Below are 26,111 nucleotides of genomic sequence, written 5' to 3'. Positions count from 1 at the left end.
TGAACCTTATGAGGCGACGGAGCCAATACATCGTGTATACAATTTCGGGAGGCCTCCAATGGATAACGAACAACTGAACGTCTGGCTTGACCGGCTGATCGACGGCGATCCGGACGCTTTTGAAGTGATTTACGGCATGACCAAGAACAAAGTGTATGCGACGGTGGCTGCGTTGGTGGCTCATCCGGCTGATGTCAACGACATTGTGAGCGAGATTTATTATCAGCTGTGGCGGGCCTTGCCAAGCTACGACCGTACGCGTCCTTTTCTGTTCTGGTTAAACGGGATCGTCATTCGGCAAATCCATAGCTGGCGGCGGCAGCTTTGGAGAAGATTCCGTTTGCTTGAGAAAAAAAACCGTTTGAGCGTGGAACCGCATGTGGAACGGCCGGAGGAACCGGTGCTGGAGAACGAATCGCAAAAAGAAATGCAGCGCCTGATCAATCAATTGCCGTTCAAGCTGCGCATCGTGATTATATACCGGTTTTACTATGATTTTTCGCACGAGCAGGTAGCGGAGCTGCTGCAAATTCCGCTCGGCACGGTCAAATCCAGAAATCATCTGGCCTTGAAGCAGTTGCGCCAATGGTTGGACACTCAAGCAAAAGAGGAGGCTAGTTCCGAACATGTCAATCTCGGACGAAATTAAACAATCGCTGACGGAGCAATTCGACAAGACGCAAGTTCCGGAAGACGTCGATCGGCGGGTAAGGCAATCCTTCGTACAATTTCATGAGAAAAAGGAGAACAAGAAAATGAAAAAAACGATCATCACTCTCAGCATTGCGGCAGCCGTACTGATTCCGACAGGCGCTTATTCGCTCAGCAGCTCTTATTTTGCCAAGGATCAGGCGGACATTAACGGATTGGTCGGCAGCGGGGTAAAACGCGCGGTGTCCGAAGGGCTGTCGGTGCCGATCGACCGCAAAATAACGGATCAAGGGATCACGATACATTTTAAAGAAGTGTATGTCGAGGATACCAAGGTTCTGGTTCATTACCGGATCGAGAAGCAGGATGGTACGCTCGTTCCTTGGGAATTTGATACGACCGGGCTGAAGATCATTTCCGACGGGAAGAAAGACGGCAAGCAGGTGGACAATCCGACCTACCAGGAAACGGGCGTGGAAGGTTTCAACCGGCTCAACTTTATCGGTACGGAACGGAAAGAACAACTTCCGTTTCGTCTGACCGATGCTGCGGGCAAAGAAATCGAGACGGGCATTGCGGACAAGGATAAGCCGGAAGGGGTGATCGCCTTCGTGACGAGCGGCGCTTCATTACCGCAAACGATTAAGCTTAATGTGGATATCGACCGCATCGGCAAAGCCAAAGGGAGCTGGAAGGGGGATATCGCCATCGATCAAAGCAAGGCCAAGCAAGCCACCGAAGCGGCACGTTAAGCAATAAGGGGTAGGGGGAATTTCCTCCTACCCCTTTGTGCTAAGCACGTCCAGCAGCAGCTCTTCGCTTTGCTGCGTTTCCCATGTGGCGGCGAAGCGCACTTGATGCGACACGCCCAAGATCTCGTAGCGTTGGGCGAGATGCTGGCGCGCCGTGCCGACGATCAGCGAATGCAGGCGCACCTGCTTCGAGCGGCCGAGCTCGGCCAGCGCTTCGCGGACGGGCGGGGAGACTGCGCCGACGCCGTCGGTCACCATGACGAAATCGGCGTCATGGTAGCGCGGCTCGGCGGACACGAGCTCGATGCCGCGCCGCAGCGGGGCGTCGAAGTGCGTGCCGCCGCCGAAGGCGAGCTGGGACAAGGCGTAGAACGCCGGCCAGTCGGGCTTGCGCCAGTAGAGCGGGTGCTCGACCAGCTCGCCGCGCGCGCCGAACAGCAGCAGCCGAAAGTCGCGCTTCTCCAGCAGGCTGAAGGCGGCGAACGTAGCGACGAACAGTTGGGCGAGCCGCAGCTTGCTGCCGCGCATCGAATGGGACGTATCGAGCATGCAGACGACCGGCCCTTTCAGGGGCTCTTGTGTCCAGCCCGTGACGTTATAGGTGAGCAGCTTGCGCTCCAGCCATTTGACCATAAAATACGCTTCATAGTCCTCGTCGGCCAGCAGACTCGCTTCGCTCGGCAGCATATGCGTAATATCCCCGGACTGACGCAGGTCGTCGTAGCTTTCCGGGATGCGCGGCGACCGGATTTTCCGGCGCTGTGCCTTCAAATGCTGCACATTCCGCCCGACTTCTTGTAAGAAGGCGACGAGCTCAGGGTGACGCTTGAGCTTTTCGACCCATTGCAGGTAATTCGCGTACTGCTGCCGGTGCAGCCGTCCGAGATCGCTGCCCCAGCGCCGGTTGGCAATCCGCTGGCTCGCCTGCAGCAGCTCGAACAGGTTCAAGCTTTCGCTCTCTTCGCGGCCGAGCGATTCCTGCAGCGCCCGGTTGAGCCAGCCGCCGAGCTGGGCTTCCAGCTCCCGCAGCGTCTCCCGGTCGCGGCGCTCCAGCCGCTCAATCCGCTTCTCGCGCTCGCCGAGCTCGGCTTCGGCTTTCTGGAGCTTCTGCCGGAGCTTGTCGCGCCGGACGAAGTCGGTCCGCATCTCTTCCTGCAGCGAACGGATACGTTCCTTCAGCGCGCCGATCTCCGCTTCCACGAGCGGCCGGCTGTCCAGCGCCGCCTGCTTCTCCTCGACGTTGCGCTTGCCGCGCTGCAGCGTGTAACCGACGAGCCGCAGCTGCTCGATCTGCTTCTCGTTCAAGCGCTCCTGCACCTGCGGTTGGTCATCGCCTTGTCCTTGACGGCTCTCGCTTAGGCCGATCGTCCGAAGCTGCTGCTCCTCCTGCTTGCGCCGCTTCACTTCGTCCTCGAACGTTTGCGTCAGCCACATGAGCGCCTTCAGCGCCGTTTTGAACGAGGCATTGACCTCGCCTGTCGTCCGCGGGTGGATTGCGCGGTAGAAGAACTGCTTCTGCAGCTCCGCCACGAGCCAGCGATGGAACGGCGTCGCCTCCTGGCTGCGGTCCAGTTCGGGGCGGGCCAAATAGAAGCACATGAAAAAATCGGCAAACAGCTCCACCGAAAACCATGGCGTTTGCGCCTTGGCCTCGCGAATCCACTCCTGCGCGGCGCGAGAGGAGTGGACGTACCCGTCAAATACGTAGCGGTCGATTTTTGCCGACCGGATAATCATGCCGAATCACCTCGCTGCCGAGGAAGTCCGGTGAATGCTCCGCTTGCGCCGCGGCATGTTCATTCATCGGGCTTCTAGAGTGTATAGTCGTATTGAACGCCCGGAATTTCGCGGTCGAACAGCGTCCGGTACAGCCCTTGCATCGATTGCAAAATGCGTTCGCCCTGAATGCGCAGGTGCGTATATTTCACCGCATACTCAGCTGTTTGCAGCAGCAGGAAATTGCGGTTGCGGATGTAACCGGGTAAGTCCTTTTCTCGCTGCAGCCATTGGACCAGCTTGCTTTGCAGCTCCCGCGCCTTGTCCTCCAGCTCCAGCCGGCACTCCTCCAGATTGGCTCTCGCCTTATCCTGTTCCTCCTTGCTCAACCGGCCGCCGACTTCTTTTTTGAACTGAAACGCATGAAGCGCGTCTTCTTCTTCGAGCCAATGCTTGGCGATCCGGTCGTAGCGGCGGAGAGGCAGCTCCTTTTCCGTCTCCTGCTTGAGCCCCTCCTGAAACACCTTCTGAAATATCTCCTTCAGCGTGCCGAAATCCTCCGGCAGATCCCACAGCATATGCGGGGTGTACACGGTATCCCACACGTTGACCTCGTGTCGTCCGTTCAGCGCGGCCGACGTTTTCCATACCTGTCCGATTTTGCGCCAGCGGCGGTCGGACAAGGCGAATTCCTTCGCTTCCAGCTCGGTCTTGAGTTGATACAGCATATAAATCAGCGTTTCGGGGATGACGACATCCGTGCTTGCCCGCCGTACGGTCTCGATATCCCGCAGCGAGAGCAGGGCAGGGAGCGGCTCGTCCGGAAGCTGGAACATTTTCTCGTAGCTCGACATTTGCTTCAAGTACCCGACCTCGTAGCGGATCAGGAAGCGATCGTACAGCGCGGCGAGCTGTTCGTTTTCCTCCGGCAGCTCGTTGGAAGCGGCGATCAGAAACAGCAGCGGCACGCTTTGCTTCTCCTGTCCGTTAAAAAACACCCGTTCGTTCAGGATGGACAGAAGCGCGTTCAAGATGGCGCTGTTCGCCTTGAAGATTTCGTCGAGAAAAGCAAAGTCCGCCGCAGGCAAATAACCGTCCGTCTGCCGGACGTATTGATCGGCTTTGAGCCGTTGCAGCGATACCGGACCGAACATCTCGTCCGGCGTCGTGAAGCGCGTCAGCAAATAGTCGAACCAGCGTCCGCTTCCGAACAATTGGGAGAGGGCGCGAGCGAGCTGCGATTTAGCGGTGCCGGGCGGACCGATCAGCAGGGCGTTCTCGCCGGCCATCAGACCGAGCAGCAGCACCCGGATCAGTTCTTCACGTTCGAGAAAGCGGGCTTCCAAATGCCCGATCGCTTGCTCCAGTTTATGGCGTATCGATTCCAGCTCGTTCATATCCATCGTCGCATCCCGTCCGAACGTTGCAGCCGTCAGGCTGGTAGGAGAATAGGACGGAGACGCTCCCTCCCTCGATCGTTATGTTTTCCTGTGACATCCATTTTCATATTGTAGCAGACCGCGGCTCTTTTCTCTAATGATCGTGCGGATTTTTCATTCCAAACCGCTTCATGCTACAATAGAGTTCAGGGCATTTATGGAAAAAGGAGCGATGGGACATGTCGGTTTACGATTTTTCGGCGACAACGATTCAAGGCGCGGACAAGCCGCTGTCGGACTACCGGGGCAGCGTGCTGCTGATCGTCAATACGGCGAGCGCCTGCGGCTTGACGCCGCATTACGAAGGACTTCAGAAGCTGTATGAAACCTATAAGGACCAAGGTCTGGTCGTGCTCGGCTTTCCGTGCAACCAATTTGCCGGTCAGGAGCCCGGGACGGAGGCCGAGATCGCACAGTTCTGCGAAACGCGCTATAACGTGACGTTCCCGCTCTTTGCCAAAATCGATGTTAAGGGAGAGCACGCGCATCCGCTGTATCAGTATTTGGTCTCGCACGTGCCCGAGCCTTACCGGACCGGGGATATCGAATGGAACTTCGTGAAGTTTCTGGTCAACCGTCAAGGAGAGGTCGTCAAGCAGTACTCTGCGCGCACGGAACCCGCGGCCATCGAGGGAGACATTCAAAAGCTGTTAAGCGAATAAAATGGCGAGGCGAGCAGTCTGTTCCGCAGCGGGACAGGCTGTTTTTGCCGTTCAGGTGGGGGAGAAGCCGGGCCTTCGAAAAAATACACCTTTTTCCGAAAGGAAAAACGGTCTATAATAAATGGGTATGAAGCGGTATATAGCCGTAGATTGCAAACGTGTGCAACCAGATCAACTGACGCCGCGGCTTGCGCAAAAGGGAGGCTGGACCTATGGCAACCATAGAGCAAGTTATAGATCAAAAATACGCCAAGCTCGGGGACATTTTGCAGTCGATGAACAAAGTCGTCGTCGCGTTCTCCGGCGGGGTGGACAGCGCTTTTCTGCTCAAGGCGGCGCTTGAATTTATGGGCAAGGACCGGGTGCTTGCCATTACAGCCGATTCGGAGACGTATCCCGAACGGGAGAAGCTGGAGGCGATCGCGCTTGCCGGGAGCTTGGGTGCGCCGCATGAGGTCATTCACACCAGCGAGCTGGATATTCCAGGGTACGCGGAAAATCCGACGAACCGGTGCTATTTTTGCAAAAACTCGCTGTTCGATCATTTGATTCCGATCGCCCACGCGCGCGGGTATGAGCATGTCGTGTTCGGCGCCATCGCCGACGACCTCGGGGAACACCGTCCCGGGCTGCAGGCCGCTCATGAACGAGGCGTTCGGGCACCGCTGCTGGAAGCGGGCCTGAAGAAGTCGGAAATCCGTCATCTGTCCCGCAAATTCGGGCTCGCCACGTGGGATAAGCCGTCGTTCGCCTGTCTGTCTTCGCGTATTCCGTATGGGGAAGCGATCACGGCGGCGAAGCTGTCTATGATCGACCAGGCGGAAGACTTCTTGATTCAGCTCGGCTTCCGCCAAGTGCGCGTGCGCCAGCACGATACGCTGGCGAGGATCGAGGTGCCCGCATCGGAGCTGGCGGACGTGCTGGCCGTCGCCGAAACGGTTCACGCGAAGCTGAAGGAGATCGGCTACGCCTACGTGACGATGGACTTGAAAGGGTACCGTTCGGGCAGCTTGAACGAAGTGCTTTCGCCACAGGAGCAGTCGGTTCAAGCGGCAGCGCAGGCATAAGTTCGGAGAGGAGCCGATTCGATGAGCAAACCGAAAATTTACATTTCCAAAGCGATTCCCGAGGAGGCGCTTGCTTATCTGGAGCAGCACTGCGAGTGCCGGATGTGGGACGGCCAAGGCGCCGCATCCAGACAAGGGCTGCTCGCAGAACTTCACGATGTGGAGGGGCTGCTGACGACCGGAGGCCCGATCAACCGGGAGCTGTTGGACCATGCCCCCAAGCTGCGGGCGGTCAGCAGCATTTCGGTCGGGTACAATCACTTCGATCTGGAAGCGATGAAAGCCCGCCGGGTCATCGGAACGAACACGCCGCACGTGCTGGACGAGACGGTCGCGGACCTGGTGCTGTCGCTTATGCTGTCCGCGGCAAGACGTATCCCCGAGCTGGATGCGTTCGTGAAGCAGGGCCGCTGGCAGCGGGGCAAAGGGCTGACCGACGAAGATTTCTTCGGCATGGACGTACACCATCAGATGCTTGGTATCATCGGGATGGGCCGGATCGGCGAAGCAATTGCCAAGCGCGCGGTGGACGGCTTCGGCATGAGCCTGCTTTATCATAACCGCAGCCGGAAGCCGGAGACGGAAGAACGCTTCGGCGCCCGTTACTGCGGCTTGGACGAGCTGCTGCGGGAGTCGGACTTCGTCGTGATGATGACGCCGCTGACGCCGGAGACGGAACGCATGATCCGTCTGGAGCACTTTGAAATGATGAAGCCGACGGCGTTCTTCATCAACGCTTCCCGCGGGAAGACGGTGGACGAGCCGGCGCTGATTCAAGCCCTGCAAACCGGACTCATCCGGGGAGCCGGACTTGACGTGTTCGATCCGGAGCCGCCGAGCCCGGACAATCCGCTGCTGCATATGCCGAACGTGGTCACGCTGCCGCATATCGGGTCGGCCACAGCGAAGACGCGTCTCGATATGGCGATGCTAGCCGCGCGCAATCTCGTCGCCGCACTGACTGGCGGGCATCCGCCGAATGTCGTGCCGGAGCTGCGGGAGCTGCTCGAATAGCCGCTGTCGCATGATAAGTAAGCCTAAAAGCCGCTGAATGCGGCTTTTTTTGCGTGTCATGATCTGAGGGCTCTGCGGAAATCTGCAACTAGTCCGAAGGTTCATCCGATATAGCGGAAGCCATAGGCTTTATTCGTGTCGAAAAATGTTTCTTTATTGTCAAATACGATTGGTAGCTTACCTGAGTTCCTCTATCGCACGAAAATAGGCGTGTACCGTGACGCAATGCTGGCTATGGGTATATATTGAATCATAACAACTAGACGGAGGCCTGTATGAAAAAGCTGACTGTAGGCATTCTCGCTCATCGGGAAGGTAACTTATTTAAGAACTCCAGGTTTTTGAGCGACCTTGTAACGGAAGGTATGAAGCTTGGAGCTAGTGTCTACGTATTTTCTCACAAGGACGTAAACGAAGAAAGCAGGACGATTCGCGGCTTTACCCCGGGTTCTGAAGGGAAATGGGCGGGAGCGACTTGTCCGTGGCCGGATGTCGTCATCGATTTCTGCCGAAAGCTATACAAGCCCTTTCGCGATATGCGCCGTCGCAAGGATTTGTTCGTGTATGCCAATCATAAATTTACTTACAAATGGAAAGCGATGAAGCTGTTTGCCGATTCCGACAAGTTAAAGCGCTGGATTCCGAAGACGCTTCTTTACTCGCCACAAGCGTTAGATCAGATGATTGAGAACTATGACTTAGTCTACGTGAAGCCGGGGAATGGGACCGGCGGGCATAGCGTTCTTAAAATCAAGAAAACTGGCGGCGGCTACCTGCTTCAAGGGCGAAAAAGATCAGGACGTATCGTGGTAACGCCGGTCATGACGAAACAGGGGGTCATTCATCGGATTAACCGCTGGGTGCAAACTGAAAAAATACGATCCGGATCATTTATGGTCCAGCAGGGACTGGATTTGCAGCTTATTCCCCGTCGACACGTGGATGTTCGATTGCTCATTCAAAAGAACGAAATTGGAAACTGGGAAGTGACCGGCAAAGTTTTGCGCGTAGGCGCTAAAAATAGCCCTACCACGAATTTAATCTATGGGGATGGAAAAGCGCTGGTCTTTCAGACTTTCATCAAATCCCGTTTCGGATTGCGTAAGGCGAAAGAAATTGAGCTGGAATGCGAGGAGCTTGCTCATCGGTTGATGGAAGTTGTGGAAGAACGGTTTGGCTCTATGGTAGAGTTTGGATTGGATGTGGGAATTGATGTCAACGGACAAGTATGGCTGATAGAAGCCAATCCCAAACCAAGCCACGAGGGCTTCATCAAGTCGAAAGAAATGGCCACTTACCGAAAATCCATCAGGCGGCCGATTCAATATGCCATGCATGTGGCCAACCAGCATTTGGGTGAAGAACCAAACAACTCATTTTCATGAACAGGCCATCATGGAAAACGATCTCCGGAGTGATGGCGCTCGGACAAAGGTACAATGAAGGCCAGGCAGAGCGCCTGGCCTTCATTGCGGGATGCGGGCGAGTTCCCTTAGCCGCGATCATAAGCAGATTCCCGACCCCTAGAAATTACAGTCCGGCCTTCACAAAATCGCCTTGAACACCGGCGATCAGCGGGGAAGGCTCGCCCGAATAAAACAGCTTCAGCTCGTGCAGAGCCCGGGTGCAGCCGACATAGAGCAGCTTCGCGTCCTGCGCTGTCTGCGCGTAATGAACCGGATCGACGTCCACGAGCAGGACGGAATCGAACTCGAGCCCTTTGGCCATATACACCGGAACGACGGAGACGCCGCCCTCGTACTGCTGCTGGCCCGGGACGATCAGGTTCACGCCGTCGCATCCGGCGGCGAGCAGCTGCGCGTGCAGCTCGCGGCACCGCTCCTCCGTGCGGGCGAGAATGGCCAGCGTGCCTGCGCCCTCGCGCGGCCGGTGTTCCTGTACGACTCCGGCGAGCCGCAGCGCCAGCGCTGGGCCGTCCGCTTGCGCGAGCTCGACCGGCTCGCCGCTGCGGAATACCGGCACGGCCAGCGCCGGCGGCTCGGCAAGCCCGCGCTTCAGTACTTCGTTCGCGAAGTAGATGATCTCCATCGTTGACCGGTAGCTGCGATTCAGCGTAAAGTACGCGCGGTTCTCTTCAGGGAACAATGACAGCAGCTCATGCCAATCCCGAACGCCCTGATAGGCGTGGATGCCTTGCGACAAATCGCCGAGAATCGAGAACGAACCGTTCTTCGTGTGCAGCGCCAGCAGAGCCACCTGGAATGGCGAGAAATCCTGCGCTTCGTCGATGACGGTATGATCGAAGCGCAGATCGCCGTGAATGCCTTCGAAGCGCTGGCGAATATAGAGCAGAGGGGCGAAATCCTCCGGCTGTACCTGCTTCTTCTTGGCTGCCGTGAGTGTGGATTGGCGCAGGTCCTCGGGAATGAACCGCTCATCCGCCTCGGAAACGAAGGGCAGGGCGCCGGACTCCGCCGTGCGGAACAGCTCCTTGTAGAAGCCGAACGGCGTATAGGCCGTCCACTGCTTGGCGTAATCGCGAAGACGGGTAGAGCCGCGCTTTTTGTAGTCCTTCTTCAGGTGGACTTCCCATACTTTATCCAGCTCCATCTCCAGCCAACGCTTGATCCGGGCGAGCACCCGCTCGCGGCGCTTCATCAGCGGCTCGTGCTTGTATTCTACCGCGTACCAATCGCGGATGGTGCGGTACGGGAGCTTGGCGCCGTCCCACGGAACAAAATCCGTCTGCGGCACCGCCTGCTGCTCGTATGCGTTCAAGAGCCCGTCCAGCCACTGCATGAAGCGGAGCGAGCCCTTAAACCGGCCGGGCGCCGTATCGTCCATGACCGGACGAGCCGCGCCGACGGCGAACCAATGCCGCAGCGCCTGTGCCGGATCGGCCAGTTTGACCTCGTGGTCCAGCAGCTCCAGCGCCCAGTCGGCGAAGGTAGTCTGCTGGATATGCCCGACGCCAAGCTCTGGAAGAACGCCGGAAATATAATCGAGAAACATGCGGGAAGGGGCGAAAATGATCATTTTTTCCGCTTTGACTTGATCCCGGTATTGATAGAGCAGGTAAGCGAGCCGGTGCAGGGCTACGGTCGTTTTCCCGCTTCCGGCGACGCCTTGAATGACGAGCGCATGGTTTTTGCCGGCCCGGATGATCGCATCCTGCTCCGCCTGAATCGTCGAGACGATGTCGCGCAGCTTATTGTCCTTGTTCTCGCCGAGCCGGTACAGCAGGAACTCGTCCGTGACCGCCATCGCGTCCGATTCGCGGTCAAACGTATCGACTACGCGCTGTAAAATTTGCTTGCGGATCACGAGGTTGCGCTTCAAGTAGACGAGCCCTTGTACGACGCCGTCTGGCGAATCGTAGCTGGCCGCTTCGGTGCCTCCCGTGAACGAATAAAAAAGGCTCGCTACCGGAGCGCGCCAATCGATCACCATCAACTCGGGAGAGTCCGATTTTTCCACGCCGGACTTGCCTATATAGAGCGGGGCCGGACCGGGCTTTCCCGTTTCGTGAAAATCCAGTCTGCCGAAGTAAGGCTCGGGCAGCGCGTGCGCCAAGCTGCGCCGCTTGTTTTCGCGGATCGACTCCAGCACCTGCTCCGTCATGTCGTGTCCCGTATAGGGCGGTATAGCCTGTAGTGCCTTAAGATGCCTTTCCATTTCTTGTATGGTGTGCTCCAGCCGTTCTTTTTCCTCCAAGTAAGCGCTTTGCAGACCGGATTCCATGGGTCCGTACCTCCGTTCGTGTTATGAATTCCCAAAAATGGACAGGAGTAATACTATAGCACAACGGGGTATGTCGTTGCAAGCGTTTTACAACGGCGGAATGCTTTGCGCGAAACGAAACGCGTTATCCGGGTCGTATTTCCGCTTGATCCGGCGCAGCGCGTTAAGATTGGAGCCGTAATACGCCTGCGCCCAGTTGGGATCGAAGACATTCGGGTAATTGACGTATTGGCCTAACGTATAAGGCAGCAATGCCTTCCGAATGCCTTCGGCCCAGCGGAGATGCGCTTTGTCCGCCGCCGGATCGTCCCATTGGGTAATATACTGCATATGAAAGCTTGCCCGGCGATGTACGAATGCGGTTGCATGAGGGGGAATACGTCCCAGATGGCCCCCCAGGCTCTCGAACACGATCATGCAGAGCGGACTCGGGGCCGCATGAAGGAAAGAGGCAATCGTCGATATCGCCTGAGGCGGCAGAGGACGGTACACGAAGGCGCCGCTGTTTTTGAACCGGTGCCGGTGCTCGGGAGTCATCTGCCACTGCGCATGCTCCATTTTCAAACCGCCGAAACGGTACATCGCCTCAAGATAAGGGACGGTCATGATTTCCATTTCCAGGGGCGTTCCAACCGAAAGCAGCGGAGCGAGCAGCTCGCGGAGCCGCCGTTCCGGTCCGACATATTGACCGGAGGAATAGCAATACTCATTCGAGCTTGCCGACAGCACGAGAGAGGGGGTCAGCCGTTCGTCGACCGACGGCGCCCAATGCTGCCATGCGTTCAGCAGCAGCGGCAGATCCCGCCAAGGCCAGGCGATCCGGTAGATGGCAACGTTCGATACCGGGTATACCCGAAATGTGAACGAAGTGGCGATGCCGAAATTCCCGCCGCCTCCGCCGCGGGAGGCCCAGAGCAAATCCGCATGCTCACGGTCATTGGCACGGATCACTTGGCCGCTCGCAAGCACCGTTTCAACCTCCAACAGCTGGTCGCAGGTCAGTCCGAGCAGCCGGGAGAGAAAGCCATATCCGCCGCCAAGCGTCAGCCCTGCGATCCCGACGGTCGGGCATGTACCGCCCGGAACGGTGACGCCCTTTTGCCACAGCGTCTCATAAAGCGGGAGCTGACGGATGCCGGTTTGGACCACAGCGGTCCTCTTCTCCGGATCGAGCCACACGCCGTTCATCGGACTGACATCGATGACGATTCCGCCGTCTGCGAGCGTAAAATCCTCGTAGCAGTGCCGGCCGCTGCGCACGCGGAGCGGATAGCCGTACTTCCGCGCCCAGCGGACCGCATTCGCGACATCCTCGACATGCTCGCAAAAGACGATGGCCGCCGGATATTTCGAGAACCGGGCATTGGTATTCATCCGTGCGTCCTCATAACCGGGATCTCCCGGGCGGACAACGCGTCCCGTAAGCGTTGTGGTCATTCGTATGACCTCCTCTGCCGCTTTTTCCGTTTCCTCCCATTGTATTCATGTTCAGACATGCGCATGAACTTGACAGCCAGAAACGGCACCCGTTGCGTCCGTTATCGCTTGCTTGCGGAAACAAGCGACTTGACTTTAGGAATGCCGAGCAGCAGCAGCGGCAGAAGCAGCCCCTGAGTTAACGTATAAGGCCACCAGGTTTGGATAATGAGCGTGTTGAAATAAGAGACGTTTGGGACAAGGATCAGAGAAGCTGCGACGACCAGAACAGCCGAGGGGAACGATAATATTTTGTAATCTTTTACTTTGAACAACTGTGCCGTTTCCCGGATCGCGGCGTGGAAACAAAGGGACAATTTGAAGTAAAGGGTAAAGATCCAGATGGAGGCAATAACGACTTCGATTCGTTCGAGAATGCCGCCGATGCTGATTTTCTGCGCCAAGATGTAGGTGGGAAATATATTTATGACGGTAATGTCTTTTCCGAGCACCAAAATACAAGTCAGGATCGTCAAGGCTAAGACGGATGAGCCGATCAGCATCCCCTTCCGCAAAACATTGGATAGGTTCCCCGTAGGTTTGAAATATGGAAAAAGGGAAATCAGGATGAAGCTTTCTAAATAGTATCCGACTAATAAAAACGAACCGCGAACGATCGGACTGAGCCCGTTCTCAGCTAACGGCTGAATGTGACGGCCTTCAAAATTGGGAGAAAGCATCACCACGAACAGGACGAACAGCACCACGCTCCACCCGAAAATAATTTCGGAAGCCCTCCCGAGCACATCCGGCCCTAAGCGGACCCCCATGACAATAATCGCGATAAACAGGATCAGGCAGGCCTGGATCGGTGTGGCCATCAGGATATGAGTGGACATAAAATCGCCGATTTGCCAAAGAAGCACTCCGGAATCGATAAAGAAGAACAAAATCACCCACAGGCCGACCGCCTTGCCAAGGAAGCGTCCGAACGCGCTTTCGCAAATATCGATCAGCAGCATACGAGGGTATTGCTTACCTAATATTCCGTACAGCGAAACCAACAAAAAACCGGCACAACTAGCAATCAAGCCGGAAATCCAGGCGTCCTGTCCGGCGACAAAAGCGACATTGGAGGGAACGTACAAAATCGTATCGCCAATAACGAACAACGCCGTCAAAAACATAAACTGGCGAGCGCTCAATGAAGAAAAATGCACGATCGTTCCCCCTTCCCATGTACATCGTTATATTTTGTTCGTTTATCCGTCCATATGCATCTTAGTGGAATAAAGTAACTGTAGAGGATGAATAATAATGGCAACACTTAAGATTTGAGGTCGAGGAACCGTGCAATTTTTCTTTCGCAAAAACAAAAGCGGCATGAATCGTTTGCCGGCCTCGCAGCAAACCGGACAGCAGGAGGGCAGCAAAGCCAAGTCCAACGACAACTTGCCGCTCAGCGGCCTTCTGCAGGCCGATCTTCAAGAGCTGCGGCAGCAGCTCGGGTACAGCTCCGATCTGATCGTAAGGGAAATGATGATAGGACCGGATAACGAAATTCCGTGCGCCTTCGTCTTCATTGCCGGCCTTACAGAAGAACAATCCGTTTTCCGGCTGATGGAATCCTTTTATACGCATTCGGAGAAGAGCGAGTGGGGGGACCCTCGCAAAAATGCAGGAAATATCGAGTGGATTTTACGGCATTTTCCGTTTGCTGTCGGTGATATCAAGCTCACTCGGCATTTCCAAGCGGTCAAATCAGCCGTGCTTGTAGGGCATACCATTCTATTGATCGAAGGCTGCAACCAGGCGCTATCGGTCGATACCAGCGGAGGTCAGCGGCGAAACGTCACGGAGCCGACATCCCAAACCGTTGTCCGCGGACCGCAGGAGGGCTTTACCGAAGCGATTCAAACCAATATCGCCCTGATCCGGAGAAAAATCAAAAGTCCGGACATCAGGGTGGAAACGAGACAAATCGGACGTGTGACGCAAACAGATGTAAGCATCATGTTCATCGAAGGCATCGTCGACGCCGATATCATCCGTCAAGTTCGCGATCGACTCGGACAAATTAATATCGACGGCATTTTGGAAAGCAATTATATTGAGGAGTTTATTCAGGACAGCAAATACTCCGTTTTTCCGACCGTAAGGAATTCGGAGCGGCCAGATTCCGTGGCTGCTGCACTGCTTGAGGGACGTGTCGCCATCCTGATCGACGGAACGCCGTATGTATTGATCGTACCGGCGGTGTTCGCGCAGTTCATGCAATCTGCAGAGGATTATTACCATCGGGCCGACTATGGGCTAGTTCGCCTGCTTAGGTATGTGGCATTGGTGATATCGCTGCTTGCGCCCTCGCTTTATATTGCGATCACAACCTTCCATCAGGAGATGATTCCGACTTCCCTGCTGGTCAGCCTTGCCGCTCAGCGCGAGGGCATTCCGTTCCCGGCTTTCATCGAGGCCCTCATGATGGAAGTCACGTTTGAGCTTTTGCGCGAGGCGGGGATACGGATGCCCAGAGCCGTCGGAACGTCGATATCGATCGTAGGCGCACTTGTACTGGGATCGGCTGCGGTAGATGCGGGATTGGTCTCCCCGGCGATGGTCATCATCGTATCGATTACGGCGATATCAGGATTCATCTTTCCAAGCTTTGATATGGGGATTTCGATTCGGATGCTTCGTTTTGGATACATGGCATTAGGGGCGTCCTTCGGGATATTCGGGATCATCGTCGGGCTCATCGCCCTTGTCCTGCACATGTGCCATTTGAGCTCGTTCGGCGTTCCATACCTGTCGCCTATGGCGCCGTTTAAGCTGGCCGATCAAAAGGACGCGATTGTTCGGGTCCCCTGGTGGCAGATGTATACCCGGCCTGAAGCATTGCGTCCCCGCAACCTATGGCGGCAGCAGAAAGGCAATGCATCCGATCCGGGGCGTCAGGACGGAGGAGAACAAAATCAAGGGTAAAGGGGGAGCGGCCGTGCGGCGAATGATTCTACTATCCCTGTGCTTCTTGCTGATGGGAGCACTGCTTGCCGGCTGTTGGAGCCGCAGAGAGCTGAACGACTTATCCATTGTCGGAGGCATAGGGATCGATAAAAGCGGCGACCAATACAAGCTGTCCGCGCAAGTCGTCGTACCCGAAGCCATGGTTTCCAAGCGCGGCGGGAGCACCGGCACTCCCACCGCCATATTTCGTGCGACGGCGCCTTCCATGGTGGAGGCGATTCGCAAGATGGTCCGGTCGTCTCCGAGATATTTTTACTTATCCCATTTGCGGATTTTGGTCATCAGCGAGCAAGTGGCAAGGGAAGGTATTAGAGACATCCTCGATTTTTTTTCAAGAGACAATGAGCTTCGCGCCGATTTTTATATTTTGATTGCGAAGGGAGAGCAAGCCGAAAAAATCCTAAGCATCGTCACGCATACGGAAAAATCGCAGTCGAACAAAATTTTTAAATCGATGGATTGGAACAAGAAAGTCACAGGAGAGACGGCTAACGTGTATTTGGACGATCTGTTGTCCGACTTGATCAGCCCGGGGAAAGCCGCAGTACTGACAGGGGTGGAAACGACCGGAAGCAAGCAAACGGGAGAGAAAATGAGCAATGCGTTGAAGAGCAACGACTATACCCATTTCAAGTTTTCGTCTACTGGAGTTTTTAAAGACGACAAGCTCGTGGGCTGGCTGAATGAAACCGAGAGCCGGGATTACAACTATATCATCGGTAAAGTAAAGAGCACGGTGGAAAGCTTGGCCTGTCCGAAAAAAGGCACCTTGGATCTTATCGTGAGCCGCGTCAATAGCAAAATGAAAGGCGTGGTTAAAAACGGAAAGCCCGAAGCGAAAGTGAAGCTTTATATGGAAGCGGACGTCACGGAGGTCAAGTGCGTTATCGAGCTGAATAAGCCGGAAACGTTGCACGGCTTGGAAAAAGAATTGAAAAAAAAGCTGACGGCTTCTTTGCAGCATGTGATCAACAAAGCTCAGAAAACGTTCGGATCGGACATTTTCGGCTTTGGGAGCGCGATTCACCGTTCGAATCCGAAAGCATGGAAACAGCTTAAGAAAAACTGGCGGCAGGAATTTGTGAATTTGCCTGTGGAGCTTTCCATCGATGTCAAAATCAGGCGGACCGGCACACAGACCAATTCCTTCATCAATGATATGAAAAAGAAAGAGGAGCAATAAGTCATGATGGCCATTGCTGGTATTCTTGCTGTGGGCGCGGTAATTGTTTGGCTGGAAGTGCCGTCGCTTGTGCGGACAAAAAGAAAGAAGGAACTATGGGTCTTTTCGCTCTTGCTGGCACTCGGTCTCGGTTTAAGCATCGCCAAAAGCCTGCGGTTGAATGTCCCGAACCCGTTGGATTGGATTGCGTACCTGTACAAACCCGTGAGCGATTATGTATTCGGAATATTAAAACCGTCGGAATAGCGTGGTGATGGTACGTGGATAATCAGATCACCTCCAGGCAGTTAATGCTGCTCGTCGTTTTGTTTACGATCGGCAGCTCCGTCCTGTTCGTGCCCGGAGGAGCCACAGCGGCTGCCAAACAGGATGCCTGGATTTCGATCCTTGCTGGAATAGGGTTAAGCTTTCTGCTCGTTTGCATGTACAATGGTGTGGCTGGCCTGTATCCCGGTCTGACTCTGGTGGAAATTAGCGAGAAGCTTCTAGGAAAATGGCTTGGCGCCATCGTTTCGTTCTTTTTGATTGTGAGTACGTTTGCGGTCGGAGGCGTATCGTTGATCGATTTTGCCGGAACCTTCGTGACGCGTCAAATTATGCCCGCCACACCGGTCATCGCAGCAAATATTCTTTTTGTAGTCGTAGCCATTTGGGGCCAGTATCTTGGGCTCGGAACGGTAGCTCGCGCAGCGGAGGTTTTGTTTCCGCTGATTACCGCGTTATTCATCGTGATGATTTTGGCCGTATCGCCCAACATGAAGCTGGAGCATTTACAGCCCGCTTTTACCGTCGGAGTCAAGCCGTTGATCAAGTCCTGCATCTCGTATTTGGGCTTCTCTACGTTTCCGGCGGTTTTCTTCTTAATGATTTATCCGCCCTGTGTCAAAGAACCTGATCAGGCTTCCAAAGCCATGTTGATTGGAAATATCGTCGGCGGATTGTTTTTGCTGACGATTACGACGGTATGCGTTGCGGTGCTTGGGGCGGAGGGCACCTCCAGACAGGCTTATCCCAGCTATACGCTGGCAAAAAAAATCAATATCGCCAATTTTATCACGCGAATTGAAGTACTTATGGCGACGCTTTGGTTCCTCTCTCTTTACTTTAAGCTAATGATTTATTTTTTTGCGGGCATGAAGGGCTTGGCTCAATTGCTGAAGCTTCAGGACAAACGTGCGCTTTTGTTACCCCTGGGACTTCTGTCCGTCGTCTTCGCGCGCATGTTTTATCCCAGTGCCGCTTACCGTCAATTGTGGGATGAGAAAATATGGCCGCTGTATGTGGGAACTTCAGGATTAATTATTCCCTTACTGCTGCTTGCCATGGGGATCATACGGAAAAAAGGGACGATGCGCAGAAAAAACAATTCGTGACGTCGGCCGGTTTGGGGGGGTGAAGCGGTGAATGGCGACAAACAAATAACGGTCAGGCAATTTCTGCTTATGGTGATCCTCTTTACGATCGGGAGCTCGCTCTTGGCTATTCCTTCGAATGCTGCGGCTGGCATGAAGCAAGGGGCATGGATCCCCATCATTACGGGAATGGGATGCAGCTGCCTTATCCTATTCATCCTCATGAAAACCGTCCATCGCTATCCTACGCTGACGTTTGTTGAAATCAATAGCCTGTTGCTTGGAAAATGGGTGGGTACTCTCGTGTCCTTGATGTGGATCTTGACCGCTTTTATCGGCGGGGTCTGCACGCTGGTGTATTATATGGGCCACTTCGTTACAACACAAATTATGGCCACGACCCCCGACTACATCATCAATATCATATTTTCTGCCCTCTTGGTCATGGGTCTTCTTCTTGGTCCTCGAACGGTGGCCCGTACAGCGGAAATATTGTTTCCGGTCGTTGCCGTGCTGATTGCCGCTCTAATCGGTTTCGTTTCTCCCAAAATTCAACTCGAACATTTTCAACCGGTCTGGGAAGCGGGAGTTACGCCGATACTGAAAATTACTTTGGACTATGTCAGTTTTGCGGGCTTCCCGCTTGTCTTTTTTTTAATGATCTATCCCTCTTCCGTTCGGACGGGAACTAAAGCCTCAATGACATTTGTGCTGGGAAGCCTCATCGGAGGAATGCTGCTGCTTCTTGTTACTGCGGCCTGTATCGGGGTATTGGGGGCTGAAACGACAGCCCGGTTGTTTTATCCCAGCTATGCGCTCGCCAAAAGAATCAACATCGCGGAATTTATTACGCGCATTGAAGTCATTGTTGCCGCCATATGGATCATCACGCTTTTTTTCGAAACGATCGTTTACTTTTACGCCACGATGAAGGGACTGGCCCAACTATTGAAACTGTCCGACGAACGTGCGCTTGTGCTTCCCCTTGGAGTTCTGGCTGCAGTATTGTCTATGGTCGTTTATCACAATTCCGCTTATCAGCAGGAGTGGGATGATCGGACGTGGCCGTTCTGGGTGATGACGTCCGGTCTGTTCTTTCCGCTGCTGCTGCTTGCCGTCGGGACCATACGCAAGAAAAAAATTCCGTAGCTTATCGGATTATGAGGTGAAGGGAGTGAAACGATGAGCCGCAGCGACAAAATGACGCGCCGTCAATTCCTGATTCTGGTCATTTTATTTTCTATCGGAAGCTCCATTCTGTTTATCCCGTCGGCAGCCGCGAGGGATGTGAAGCAAGGGGCATGGATTCCTATCGTAGCCGGAATAGGGACCGGGCTGCTTATCGTTTTATTGCTCATGCGAGTGGCTCATCGTTATCCCGATTTGACCTATGTGGAAATCAGTCGTCGGCTGCTCGGCAAATGGATGGGCACCATCGTCTCTGTCGTTTCGTTTACCGCTTGCTACCTCTTAGGATCTTCAACTCTGGTGTATTACATGGGCAATTTCATGATCACGCAAGTGATGCGTACGACGCCCGAATACATGATTCATATCATGTTCACTCTGATCGTGGTTGTGGGTCTTCTTCTTGGTCTTAAAACGCTGGCTCTCACGGCTGAAGTGTTATTTCCGGTCGTTGTCGTTCTATTTGCCGCTCTAATCGTGTTCGTTTCGCCCAAAATCCAGCCTGAACATTTCCAGCCCGTTTTTGAAGCAGGAATCTTACCGATCTTGAAAGGCGTATTTTCCTATATGAGCTACACATCGTTTCCACTCGTCTTTTTTTTGATGATCTATCCTTCGGAGGTTCAAGGGGGAACGAAAGCGTCGGGGGCTTTTCTGCTCGGAAGCATCGTCGGAGGGATGTTCTTGCTCACTGTAACTGCCGCGTGCGTCGGGGTACTGGGGGCGGAGCAGACGGCACGTCAATTTTACCCCAGCTATGCGCTTGCCAAACGAATCAATATCGCCAATTTTATAACGCGCATCGAAGTCATTGTGGCTGCGTTTTGGATTATCGCGCTTTATTTCAAAACGGTCATTTATTTTTATGCTTCTGTAAAGGGGATGGCTCAATTGTTGAAATTGGATGACGAGCGAGTGCTCGTTATCCCGCTTGGCCTTCTCATGGTGCCGTTGTCCTTGTTTACGTATCCCAGTTCCGCTTATCAGTTGCAATGGGATGAAAAAGTATGGCCAGTCTATTCCATCACCATCGGCCTGCTGTTCCCATTGCTGCTTGTTGCGGCTGGGGCATTCCGCAAAAAAATAAAGCCGTAGCTTTCGTTACGGCTGGTTCCACGCTTTGCCGAGCGGTCCGATAAGGGCGCGGGTTCCCCGGGAGTAGTGGAGCAGGGCGGGAGTTCCCAGCTCCAATCCGAATCCTCGCGTCAATGCATGACAACTCAAATCCGCTTCGGCCGTTTGCAGCTCCCATGGCGCGTGAACTACCTCACCCCGGTACAGTCCGCCGCTGCGGCCGCATCGGCAATAGTAAATATAACGCTCCATAAGCCAATATTCGATCGTTCCTTGCCGGGCGGCGAACGGGGCGGAGACAGGACGGTACGTGGCGCAGAAGGCTTCTTCCGGCAGGGAAGCGGACCACCGGCGGCTTTGAAACGCAATGGTCCGGCCGTCCGTGCGGAAGCGCATCTTCGCTTGATGGTACGGAAGCCGGTACCACTGCTTGGCGATAGGAACGAGCAGGGGATGGGAAGCGTCCATGGACAAAAAAAAGATGGCGGATTCTCCGCCCGACCGGACATATGTACGAACGTTAATCTCGGGAAACGATCGCATCCAGGGCAGGGAAGGCATATATTTCAACCGTATTCCGCCAAGACGGAAGGGCAGAATGCCAACCCATGCCTGCCCATCCCAAGTGTCGATATCCAGTGCCTCAGGGACGAAGGAACGGATCGCTTCGACCGGAACGGGCCAGTGGGCAAATAGGAAATGCTCCCAAGTCTGCTTCATTGTCCATCGGAAAGCGGGCATCGGCGACCTCTCCTTTTGCAGCTCGTCAACCATGCGGATTCGTTTCTGGCTTCTCCCACGGCTCGTAGGCCAATTTTACTTTCGTCACATGACTGGTCCACGCATCGAGGGCCACCATATCGTCGGCGTTGACTTCCCGCAGAGCACGTTTGCCGAGCGCGCTGATCGCCAGCTTCATTTCGTCCGTGAAAGAATTTAAAAAATTTTCCAAATAGACTGCGGCTTCTTCTTCGTTAAAACGTTCCTGCATACTGCCGGTATACCAGGCAAGCTGCGTCGGAGGCTCCCAGGGCACCGCTTTCGTAACTTGATCGTGCGTCATGGCCCATAACAGAGAGCTGCCCATATACACGCCGGTGGCTCCTAATGCGATGGCTTTGAGGCATTCGCCAGGCTGTGAATAGGCGCCTCCGGTCAGCAGGCTGATCGAATCCTTCACGCCCCGTTTGCGAAGGTAACGAACCGCGCGAGATAAGGCGTAGATCGTCGGCAGCCCGAAATCGTCCTCCAAAATCGGCGCTCCGCCTTTCGTCCCCGCCTGGCCCCCGTCAAGGCTGATAAAGTCGACGCCGGCTTGAATGGCGATTTCCAGATCGTGCTCCAGAACGGCGCTGGCGCATATTTTTACGCCAATCGGCACACCTCCGGTCATCTGACGAAGCCGCTCAACCACTTGTTTCAGATCCTGCGGGCTTGAAATATCTTTATGGCGGCTCGGAATGACGGTGATTTCCTCGTTCTGCACCTGCATGATCTCGCTGGCTCTTCCTTCCAGATCCGTTGCCTGCAGGATGGTTGCGGTGCCGGCAAGCGCCCCCTGACCGAAGCGGATTTCGATCGCATCAGCTTGTTTTAATATTTCGGGTGATTTGGACCAATGTCCGGAGTTGTATTGAATGATCAAATACTTGGCATTTTGCCGCTCCTCCGGCAAAAAGCCGCCTTCGCCCGTATTCGTACTTGTTCCGACATTGGCTGTTCCTTTGGCAATGGCGACTTTTACCTTTTCGCTTAAGCCTACGCCATAGCCCATACCAGCGGCGAGTATCGGAATATCGAGTACCAACGGCTTTTTTGCTTTGGGGCCGATCACGGTGGTCATATCGATCTCAACGTCTTCCGGTGTAGGAAGCACGAATAATTGAGCGGGAGAGAACACGAGTCCCTCAAAATGAAGAAACTTGCGCGGGCTTCCGAACGGACGTTCGATCACGGCGCCGGAAGCGGCGCGAATGCTGTTCTCCACGACGGTAATGGGACTGATTCGGGTCGTAGCCGTGATCACTTCCCAAATGTTGGACTCGTAAGGATCGGACATCAGCCGTTTCGTAAAGCGCCCGACGATCCACTTGATGATGCTTCTTGAGCACAAAAGGGCGAGCATGCCGGAAAGCACGACGGCCGCAAGCGATCCGACAAACGAGCCGAATATAAACCAAACCCATTTCGATGACATAAGAAAGACCTCTTCCGATTCGAATCGTTAAAAAGAGAAACGCGTGGTTAGTTTGTACATCGAATCGGAGGAATATACCAAATAAGGATTTATTTAAGAAGTCCCTGGGAACCATCCCGGATCGCCCCAGATCATCCGCCAGAGCGGGTCCGGGATCACGAGACGCTGCTGTGCATCGGCTCGAAGCGTCGTTTCGATGTCCGCCTCGCGTCCTTGCTTGATCTTCTCGATCCAGTCGGGATCGATCACCAGCCCCCGCGCGAGCGAAATGAGATCGATGCCGGTGTCGTACGCTTCCAGCGCTTGGTCGGCCGTGTAGATCGAACCGCCGCCGATGACCGGCGTACGGCTTCCGACCGCCTCCTTGATCAGCTCAAGGCGGGTACGAGTAGCGTCAGCTTCACGACGTGGCCTAGAGCGGTAGTCATTCGTCAGCACGTGAATGTAATCAAGCTCTTGCTTCGCCAGCACATCGGCCAAATGCAGCGCGTCGGCCATCGTAAGCCCCGGCGTTGTCGCCTCTTCAGGAGTAAAGCGGTATCCGACGATAAACGGACGGTCGGCGTGTCCAGCGACGGCATTCTTGACCTCGTCGATAACCGCAAGAGGAAAGGCAAGTCGCCGCTCGACGCTCCCGCCCCAACGGTCGCGGCGGCGGTTGGCGTGCGGAGAATAGAACTGCTGGAGCAGCAAAGCGAAAGCGCCATGGATCTCGACTCCGTCGAACCCGGCGATGATGGCGCGGCGCGCGGCTTCCCCGAACTGCCGGATCAGCTCCTCGATCTCATGCGGCGCCAGCTCCCGGGGGAGGACGAAGCCTCCGGCTTCATCCTTTATTGCACTCGGGCCGACGACGTTGCCGTTGGGCGCGAGTCCGGGGTCCGCGTTGCGCCCGCCATGATGAAGCTGGAGGACAGCTAACGTTCCTTGCGCTTGAATGACCCGGGCCCAGCGAGTGAGCTCCGGTATCGTTTCGTCGCGGTCGGCTGCGGGCTCTCCGGCGGCATCTTGTCCTCCCGGGGCAATATAGGCGCAGGCCGTAATGACCATACCGGCGCCTCTGGAGCGCCGGGCTATAAAATGCAGCTCCTCGTCGGTCAATGTTCCGTCCGGACGGGACGAATAGTGAGTCATCGGCGCGACGACGATCCGGTTGTCAAGCGTGATGCCGCTCCGCAGGGCAAGCGGCTCGAACAAAGGTGCATAAAGTGGATTCATAAGACGGATTCGACCTTTCTTTGGAAATATAGTATACTATTATGTATATTAAGTTGATTTAATCAAATGGCCGCACAAAAATCAATCCTTATTCTACGGCCTGCGGCCCGATAGGCGGAATCGTCCGGTCGATCCGGCGGAGTCAAAGCTTTTTAATTTTTTCCAGGATGGGTAATCTTAACTAAGATGAACTTATGTCAAGGAGGATGCTTACGATGGAATTCCGAACCGAAAGAGACACGATGGGCGAAATTCAGGTGCCTGCGGACAAATTATGGGGCGCTCAAACTCAGCGGAGCAAAGAGAACTTCAAGATCGGTACGGAGCGGATGCCGCTGGAAATCGTCCGGGCGTTCGCGCTGCTGAAGAAGGGGGCGGCGGCAGCTAACCTGAAGCTGGGCAAGCTGGAGCCGGAAAAGGCGGAAGCGATCGCCCAAGCGGCCGATGAAGTCAGCGGCGGACAATGGGATGACCATTTTCCGCTTGTCGTATGGCAGACCGGCAGCGGCACGCAGTCCAACATGAACGCGAACGAAGTCATCGCCAGAAGGGCGTCGCAGCTTCTCGAAGCGAAAGGAAGCGAGCTGCGGATTCACCCGAACGACGACGTGAACCGCTCGCAAAGCTCGAACGATACGTTCCCGACCGCGATGCATATCGCCGGCGTGCTGGCGGTGCGGCAGCAATTGCTTCCCGCTTTGCAGCGGCTCAAGGAAACGCTCGGAAATAAAGCCAAGGAATTTGAGGCTATCGTCAAAATCGGACGTACACATCTGCAGGATGCGACACCGCTGACGCTCGGGCAGGAAATCAGCGGCTGGTGGGCGATGCTGGAGAAGACGGAGCGGATGATCCGCGAAAGCTTGGAGCCGATGCGCGAGCTGGCGATCGGCGGCACGGCCGTCGGAACGGGATTGAATGCCCATCCGAGATTCGGCGAGACGGTGGCCGAGGAAATTTCCCGCTATACGGGAGAAACGTTCGTCTCGGCCGAGAACAAATTTCACGGGCTGACCAGCCACGATCAAATCGTATACAGTCATGGCGCGATCAAAGCGCTCGCCGCCGATCTGATGAAGATCGCCAACGATGTCCGGTGGCTGGCAAGCGGTCCGCGCTGCGGCATCGGTGAGCTGCGTATCCCGGAGAACGAGCCGGGCAGCTCGATCATGCCGGGCAAGGTGAACCCGACCCAAAGCGAAGCGATGACGATGGTCGCCTGCCAGGTGATGGGCAACGATGCGGTGATTGGCTTTGCCGCCAGCCAAGGGAATTTTGAATTGAACGTGTTCAAGCCGGTCATTATTCACAACTATTTGCAGTCCGTTCGTCTGCTGGCAGACGCAATGGATTCGTTCAACGAGCATTGCGCCATCGGCATCGAGCCGAACCGCGAGGTCATTCAACGGTACTTGGACGAATCGCTGATGCTGGTTACGGCGCTGAACCCGCATATCGGCTACGAGAAAGCGGCGGCGATCGCCAAAGCGGCGCATAAGGAAGGGTTGACGCTCAAGGAAGCGGCGATCCGGAGCGGCTATTTGACAGAGGAGCAGTTCATATCGATCGTGCGTCCGGAGGAAATGATTCATCCGAAAGAGTAGACGGTGTAGAGACAGCCTGTATGAAGCGGGCTGTCTTTTTTCTATCTCTCGCGGGCTACTTTTTCAAGCCTGCAGATTGAATGGGGCTCAGTTGGGTCATGCGCGTGAACATCAAGGCCACGTCCCACGGGGTATGATCGCGGCCTCGTTCAAGCCAATATTGAACGATACCCAGATGCGCGGAGATTAAATAGGCCATCAAATAATCCCACGGAACCGGCACGCGGTCTTCGCTGTGGTGAAATTCGTTGAACTTGTCCATCAAATGAACTTGCATGAACTCCTTGAACTTCACGGAAAAGGCCGGGTCCCCCTTCGGCCCCAGCATCACGCTGAAAAAGCGGGCATGCTCGCCGAAATATTCAAACAGCCGAACCGTGAACGGAAAGGGGGTGTCCTGCGACTCGTGCATGACCAAGTCCAGCGGATCGAACGTTTGGGCGATCTGTCGGAGCCCCTGCATCATCTCTTCGGTGATTCGCTCCAGAAGATCGAATTTGTCGGCATAATGTAAATAGAAGGTGCCCCGGTTCAGCCCCGCTTTTGACGTGATATCCTTCACTGTGATTCGTTCGAAGCCTTGTTCCTCCATCAGCTCAAGCAGCGCCTCCCGAAGCATGTGCATCGTCCGGACAATTCTGGGATCGTTCACATTCTCAGTCACTTCGTTCAGTCCTTTCACTCCAATAAGTTGTGTAAAAGTTGTCAAATATAGATTGTTTTTCGATGGTTAGTAGACACTTTATCGCGGACTGTCCATGGTATCGTCTCCCGTTAATACTATAATAGACAGTATGATCATTAATCAACACAAAGTTCATTTATGGAGGCCTAGTTATGGAAAAGTCCGCT

22 protein-coding genes are annotated in these 26,111 nt (G+C 54.9%); 13 read left to right on the top strand and 9 right to left on the bottom strand.

The window, feature by feature from the left end; all coding sequences use genetic code 11:
* The first annotated feature begins 58 nt into the window (after window positions 1-58).
* Together PEL01S_RS15325 and PEL01S_RS15320 are read left to right on the top strand one after the other, a co-directional pair.
* Complete coding sequence (locus tag PEL01S_RS15325; protein ID WP_127460901.1) at window positions 59-649, top strand: sigma-70 family RNA polymerase sigma factor; 591 nt, start codon at window positions 59-61, stop codon at window positions 647-649.
* A complete protein-coding gene (locus PEL01S_RS15320) occupies window positions 627-1,403 on the top strand; it encodes a DUF4179 domain-containing protein (RefSeq protein WP_127460900.1) in 777 nt (258 codons plus the stop codon). Before PEL01S_RS15325 ends, PEL01S_RS15320 begins: the two co-directional genes overlap by 23 nt.
* Window positions 1,404-1,430: 27 nt before the next feature.
* On the opposite strand, the gene PEL01S_RS15315 is transcribed toward PEL01S_RS15320, so the two are convergent.
* Window positions 1,431-3,140, bottom strand: coding sequence for a vWA domain-containing protein (locus PEL01S_RS15315; protein WP_127460899.1), 1,710 nt, complete (start codon window positions 3,138-3,140; stop codon window positions 1,431-1,433).
* Window positions 3,141-3,214: 74 nt separating this feature from the next.
* On the bottom strand, window positions 3,215-4,516 hold the full coding sequence (locus PEL01S_RS15310; RefSeq protein WP_127460898.1) for an AAA family ATPase: 1,302 nt from the start codon (window positions 4,514-4,516) through the stop codon (window positions 3,215-3,217).
* A 221-nt stretch (window positions 4,517-4,737) separates the two neighbouring features.
* Here PEL01S_RS15310 and PEL01S_RS15305 point away from each other — a divergent pair, with 221 nt between their 5' ends.
* The 4 genes from PEL01S_RS15305 (at window position 4,738) to PEL01S_RS15290 (ending at window position 8,686) form a co-directional block, all read left to right on the top strand.
* Window positions 4,738-5,220 carry a glutathione peroxidase gene (locus PEL01S_RS15305; protein WP_063180601.1) on the top strand — a complete coding sequence of 161 codons (483 nt, stop codon included), beginning with the start codon at window positions 4,738-4,740 and terminating at the stop codon, window positions 5,218-5,220.
* Window positions 5,221-5,432: 212 nt separating this feature from the next.
* Window positions 5,433-6,287 (top strand): ATP-dependent sacrificial sulfur transferase LarE, encoded by an 855-nt coding sequence (gene larE / locus PEL01S_RS15300; RefSeq protein ID WP_010494028.1) that lies wholly within the window; start codon window positions 5,433-5,435, stop codon window positions 6,285-6,287.
* A 21-nt stretch (window positions 6,288-6,308) separates the two neighbouring features.
* Entirely contained in the window at window positions 6,309-7,301 is a 993-nt protein-coding gene (locus PEL01S_RS15295; protein WP_127460897.1) for a 2-hydroxyacid dehydrogenase, read from the top strand.
* Between the two features lie 275 nt (window positions 7,302-7,576).
* Window positions 7,577-8,686, top strand: a complete 1,110-nt coding sequence (locus PEL01S_RS15290; RefSeq protein WP_127460896.1) for a YheC/YheD family endospore coat-associated protein — start codon at window positions 7,577-7,579, stop codon at window positions 8,684-8,686.
* A 145-nt stretch (window positions 8,687-8,831) separates the two neighbouring features.
* Here PEL01S_RS15290 and PEL01S_RS15285 read toward each other — a convergent pair whose 3' ends face one another.
* The 3 genes from PEL01S_RS15285 to PEL01S_RS15275 form a co-directional block, all read right to left on the bottom strand.
* On the bottom strand, window positions 8,832-11,003 hold the full coding sequence (locus tag PEL01S_RS15285) for a HelD family protein (RefSeq protein WP_127460895.1): 2,172 nt from the start codon (window positions 11,001-11,003) through the stop codon (window positions 8,832-8,834).
* An 87-nt stretch (window positions 11,004-11,090) separates the two neighbouring features.
* Window positions 11,091-12,440 carry an FAD-binding oxidoreductase gene (locus PEL01S_RS15280; protein WP_127460894.1) on the bottom strand — a complete coding sequence of 450 codons (1,350 nt, stop codon included), beginning with the start codon at window positions 12,438-12,440 and terminating at the stop codon, window positions 11,091-11,093.
* Window positions 12,441-12,541: 101 nt separating this feature from the next.
* Window positions 12,542-13,639, bottom strand: a complete 1,098-nt coding sequence (locus PEL01S_RS15275) for a GerAB/ArcD/ProY family transporter (RefSeq protein ID WP_063180609.1) — start codon at window positions 13,637-13,639, stop codon at window positions 12,542-12,544.
* Window positions 13,640-13,802: 163 nt separating this feature from the next.
* Between PEL01S_RS15275 and PEL01S_RS15270 the strand changes: the two genes are divergently transcribed.
* Genes PEL01S_RS15270 through PEL01S_RS15245 form a run of 6 tightly spaced genes read left to right on the top strand, consistent with a single transcriptional unit; the run spans window position 13,803 to window position 20,261 of the window.
* Window positions 13,803-15,401 (top strand): spore germination protein, encoded by a 1,599-nt coding sequence (locus tag PEL01S_RS15270; protein ID WP_063180873.1) that lies wholly within the window; start codon window positions 13,803-13,805, stop codon window positions 15,399-15,401.
* A 22-nt stretch (window positions 15,402-15,423) separates the two neighbouring features.
* Complete coding sequence (locus PEL01S_RS15265; RefSeq protein ID WP_063915658.1) at window positions 15,424-16,626, top strand: Ger(x)C family spore germination protein; 1,203 nt, start codon at window positions 15,424-15,426, stop codon at window positions 16,624-16,626.
* Between the two features lie 3 nt (window positions 16,627-16,629).
* Entirely contained in the window at window positions 16,630-16,872 is a 243-nt protein-coding gene (locus tag PEL01S_RS15260) for a hypothetical protein (protein ID WP_063180613.1), read from the top strand.
* 14 nt (window positions 16,873-16,886) lie between these two features.
* A complete protein-coding gene (locus PEL01S_RS15255; RefSeq protein WP_231884662.1) occupies window positions 16,887-17,999 on the top strand; it encodes a GerAB/ArcD/ProY family transporter in 1,113 nt (370 codons plus the stop codon).
* Window positions 18,000-18,026: 27 nt separating this feature from the next.
* A complete protein-coding gene (locus PEL01S_RS15250; RefSeq protein ID WP_127460893.1) occupies window positions 18,027-19,127 on the top strand; it encodes a GerAB/ArcD/ProY family transporter in 1,101 nt (366 codons plus the stop codon).
* 33 nt (window positions 19,128-19,160) lie between these two features.
* Window positions 19,161-20,261 (top strand): GerAB/ArcD/ProY family transporter, encoded by a 1,101-nt coding sequence (locus PEL01S_RS15245; RefSeq protein WP_063180617.1) that lies wholly within the window; start codon window positions 19,161-19,163, stop codon window positions 20,259-20,261.
* A 6-nt stretch (window positions 20,262-20,267) separates the two neighbouring features.
* On the opposite strand, the gene PEL01S_RS15240 is transcribed toward PEL01S_RS15245, so the two are convergent.
* The 3 genes from PEL01S_RS15240 to PEL01S_RS15230 form a co-directional block, all read right to left on the bottom strand.
* Window positions 20,268-20,981, bottom strand: a complete 714-nt coding sequence (locus PEL01S_RS15240) for a YqjF family protein (RefSeq protein WP_063180619.1) — start codon at window positions 20,979-20,981, stop codon at window positions 20,268-20,270.
* A 25-nt stretch (window positions 20,982-21,006) separates the two neighbouring features.
* On the bottom strand, window positions 21,007-22,437 hold the full coding sequence (locus tag PEL01S_RS15235) for an FMN-binding glutamate synthase family protein (RefSeq protein ID WP_063180621.1): 1,431 nt from the start codon (window positions 22,435-22,437) through the stop codon (window positions 21,007-21,009).
* A 93-nt stretch (window positions 22,438-22,530) separates the two neighbouring features.
* A complete protein-coding gene (locus PEL01S_RS15230) occupies window positions 22,531-23,655 on the bottom strand; it encodes an NADH-dependent flavin oxidoreductase (protein ID WP_127460892.1) in 1,125 nt (374 codons plus the stop codon).
* Between the two features lie 215 nt (window positions 23,656-23,870).
* Here PEL01S_RS15230 and fumC point away from each other — a divergent pair, with 215 nt between their 5' ends.
* Complete coding sequence (gene fumC, locus PEL01S_RS15225) at window positions 23,871-25,259, top strand: class II fumarate hydratase (RefSeq protein ID WP_127460891.1); 1,389 nt, start codon at window positions 23,871-23,873, stop codon at window positions 25,257-25,259.
* A 55-nt stretch (window positions 25,260-25,314) separates the two neighbouring features.
* Here fumC and PEL01S_RS15220 read toward each other — a convergent pair whose 3' ends face one another.
* Window positions 25,315-25,911, bottom strand: coding sequence for a TetR/AcrR family transcriptional regulator (locus tag PEL01S_RS15220; RefSeq protein WP_127460890.1), 597 nt, complete (start codon window positions 25,909-25,911; stop codon window positions 25,315-25,317).
* Window positions 25,912-26,111 lie beyond the last annotated feature (200 nt).

This window comes from Paenibacillus elgii NBRC 100335 (genome assembly GCF_004000865.1).
In the GTDB taxonomy this organism is placed as follows: Bacteria; Bacillota; Bacilli; order Paenibacillales; family NBRC-103111; genus Paenibacillus_G; species Paenibacillus_G elgii.
This window is presented reverse-complemented; position numbering and strand designations above follow the sequence as displayed.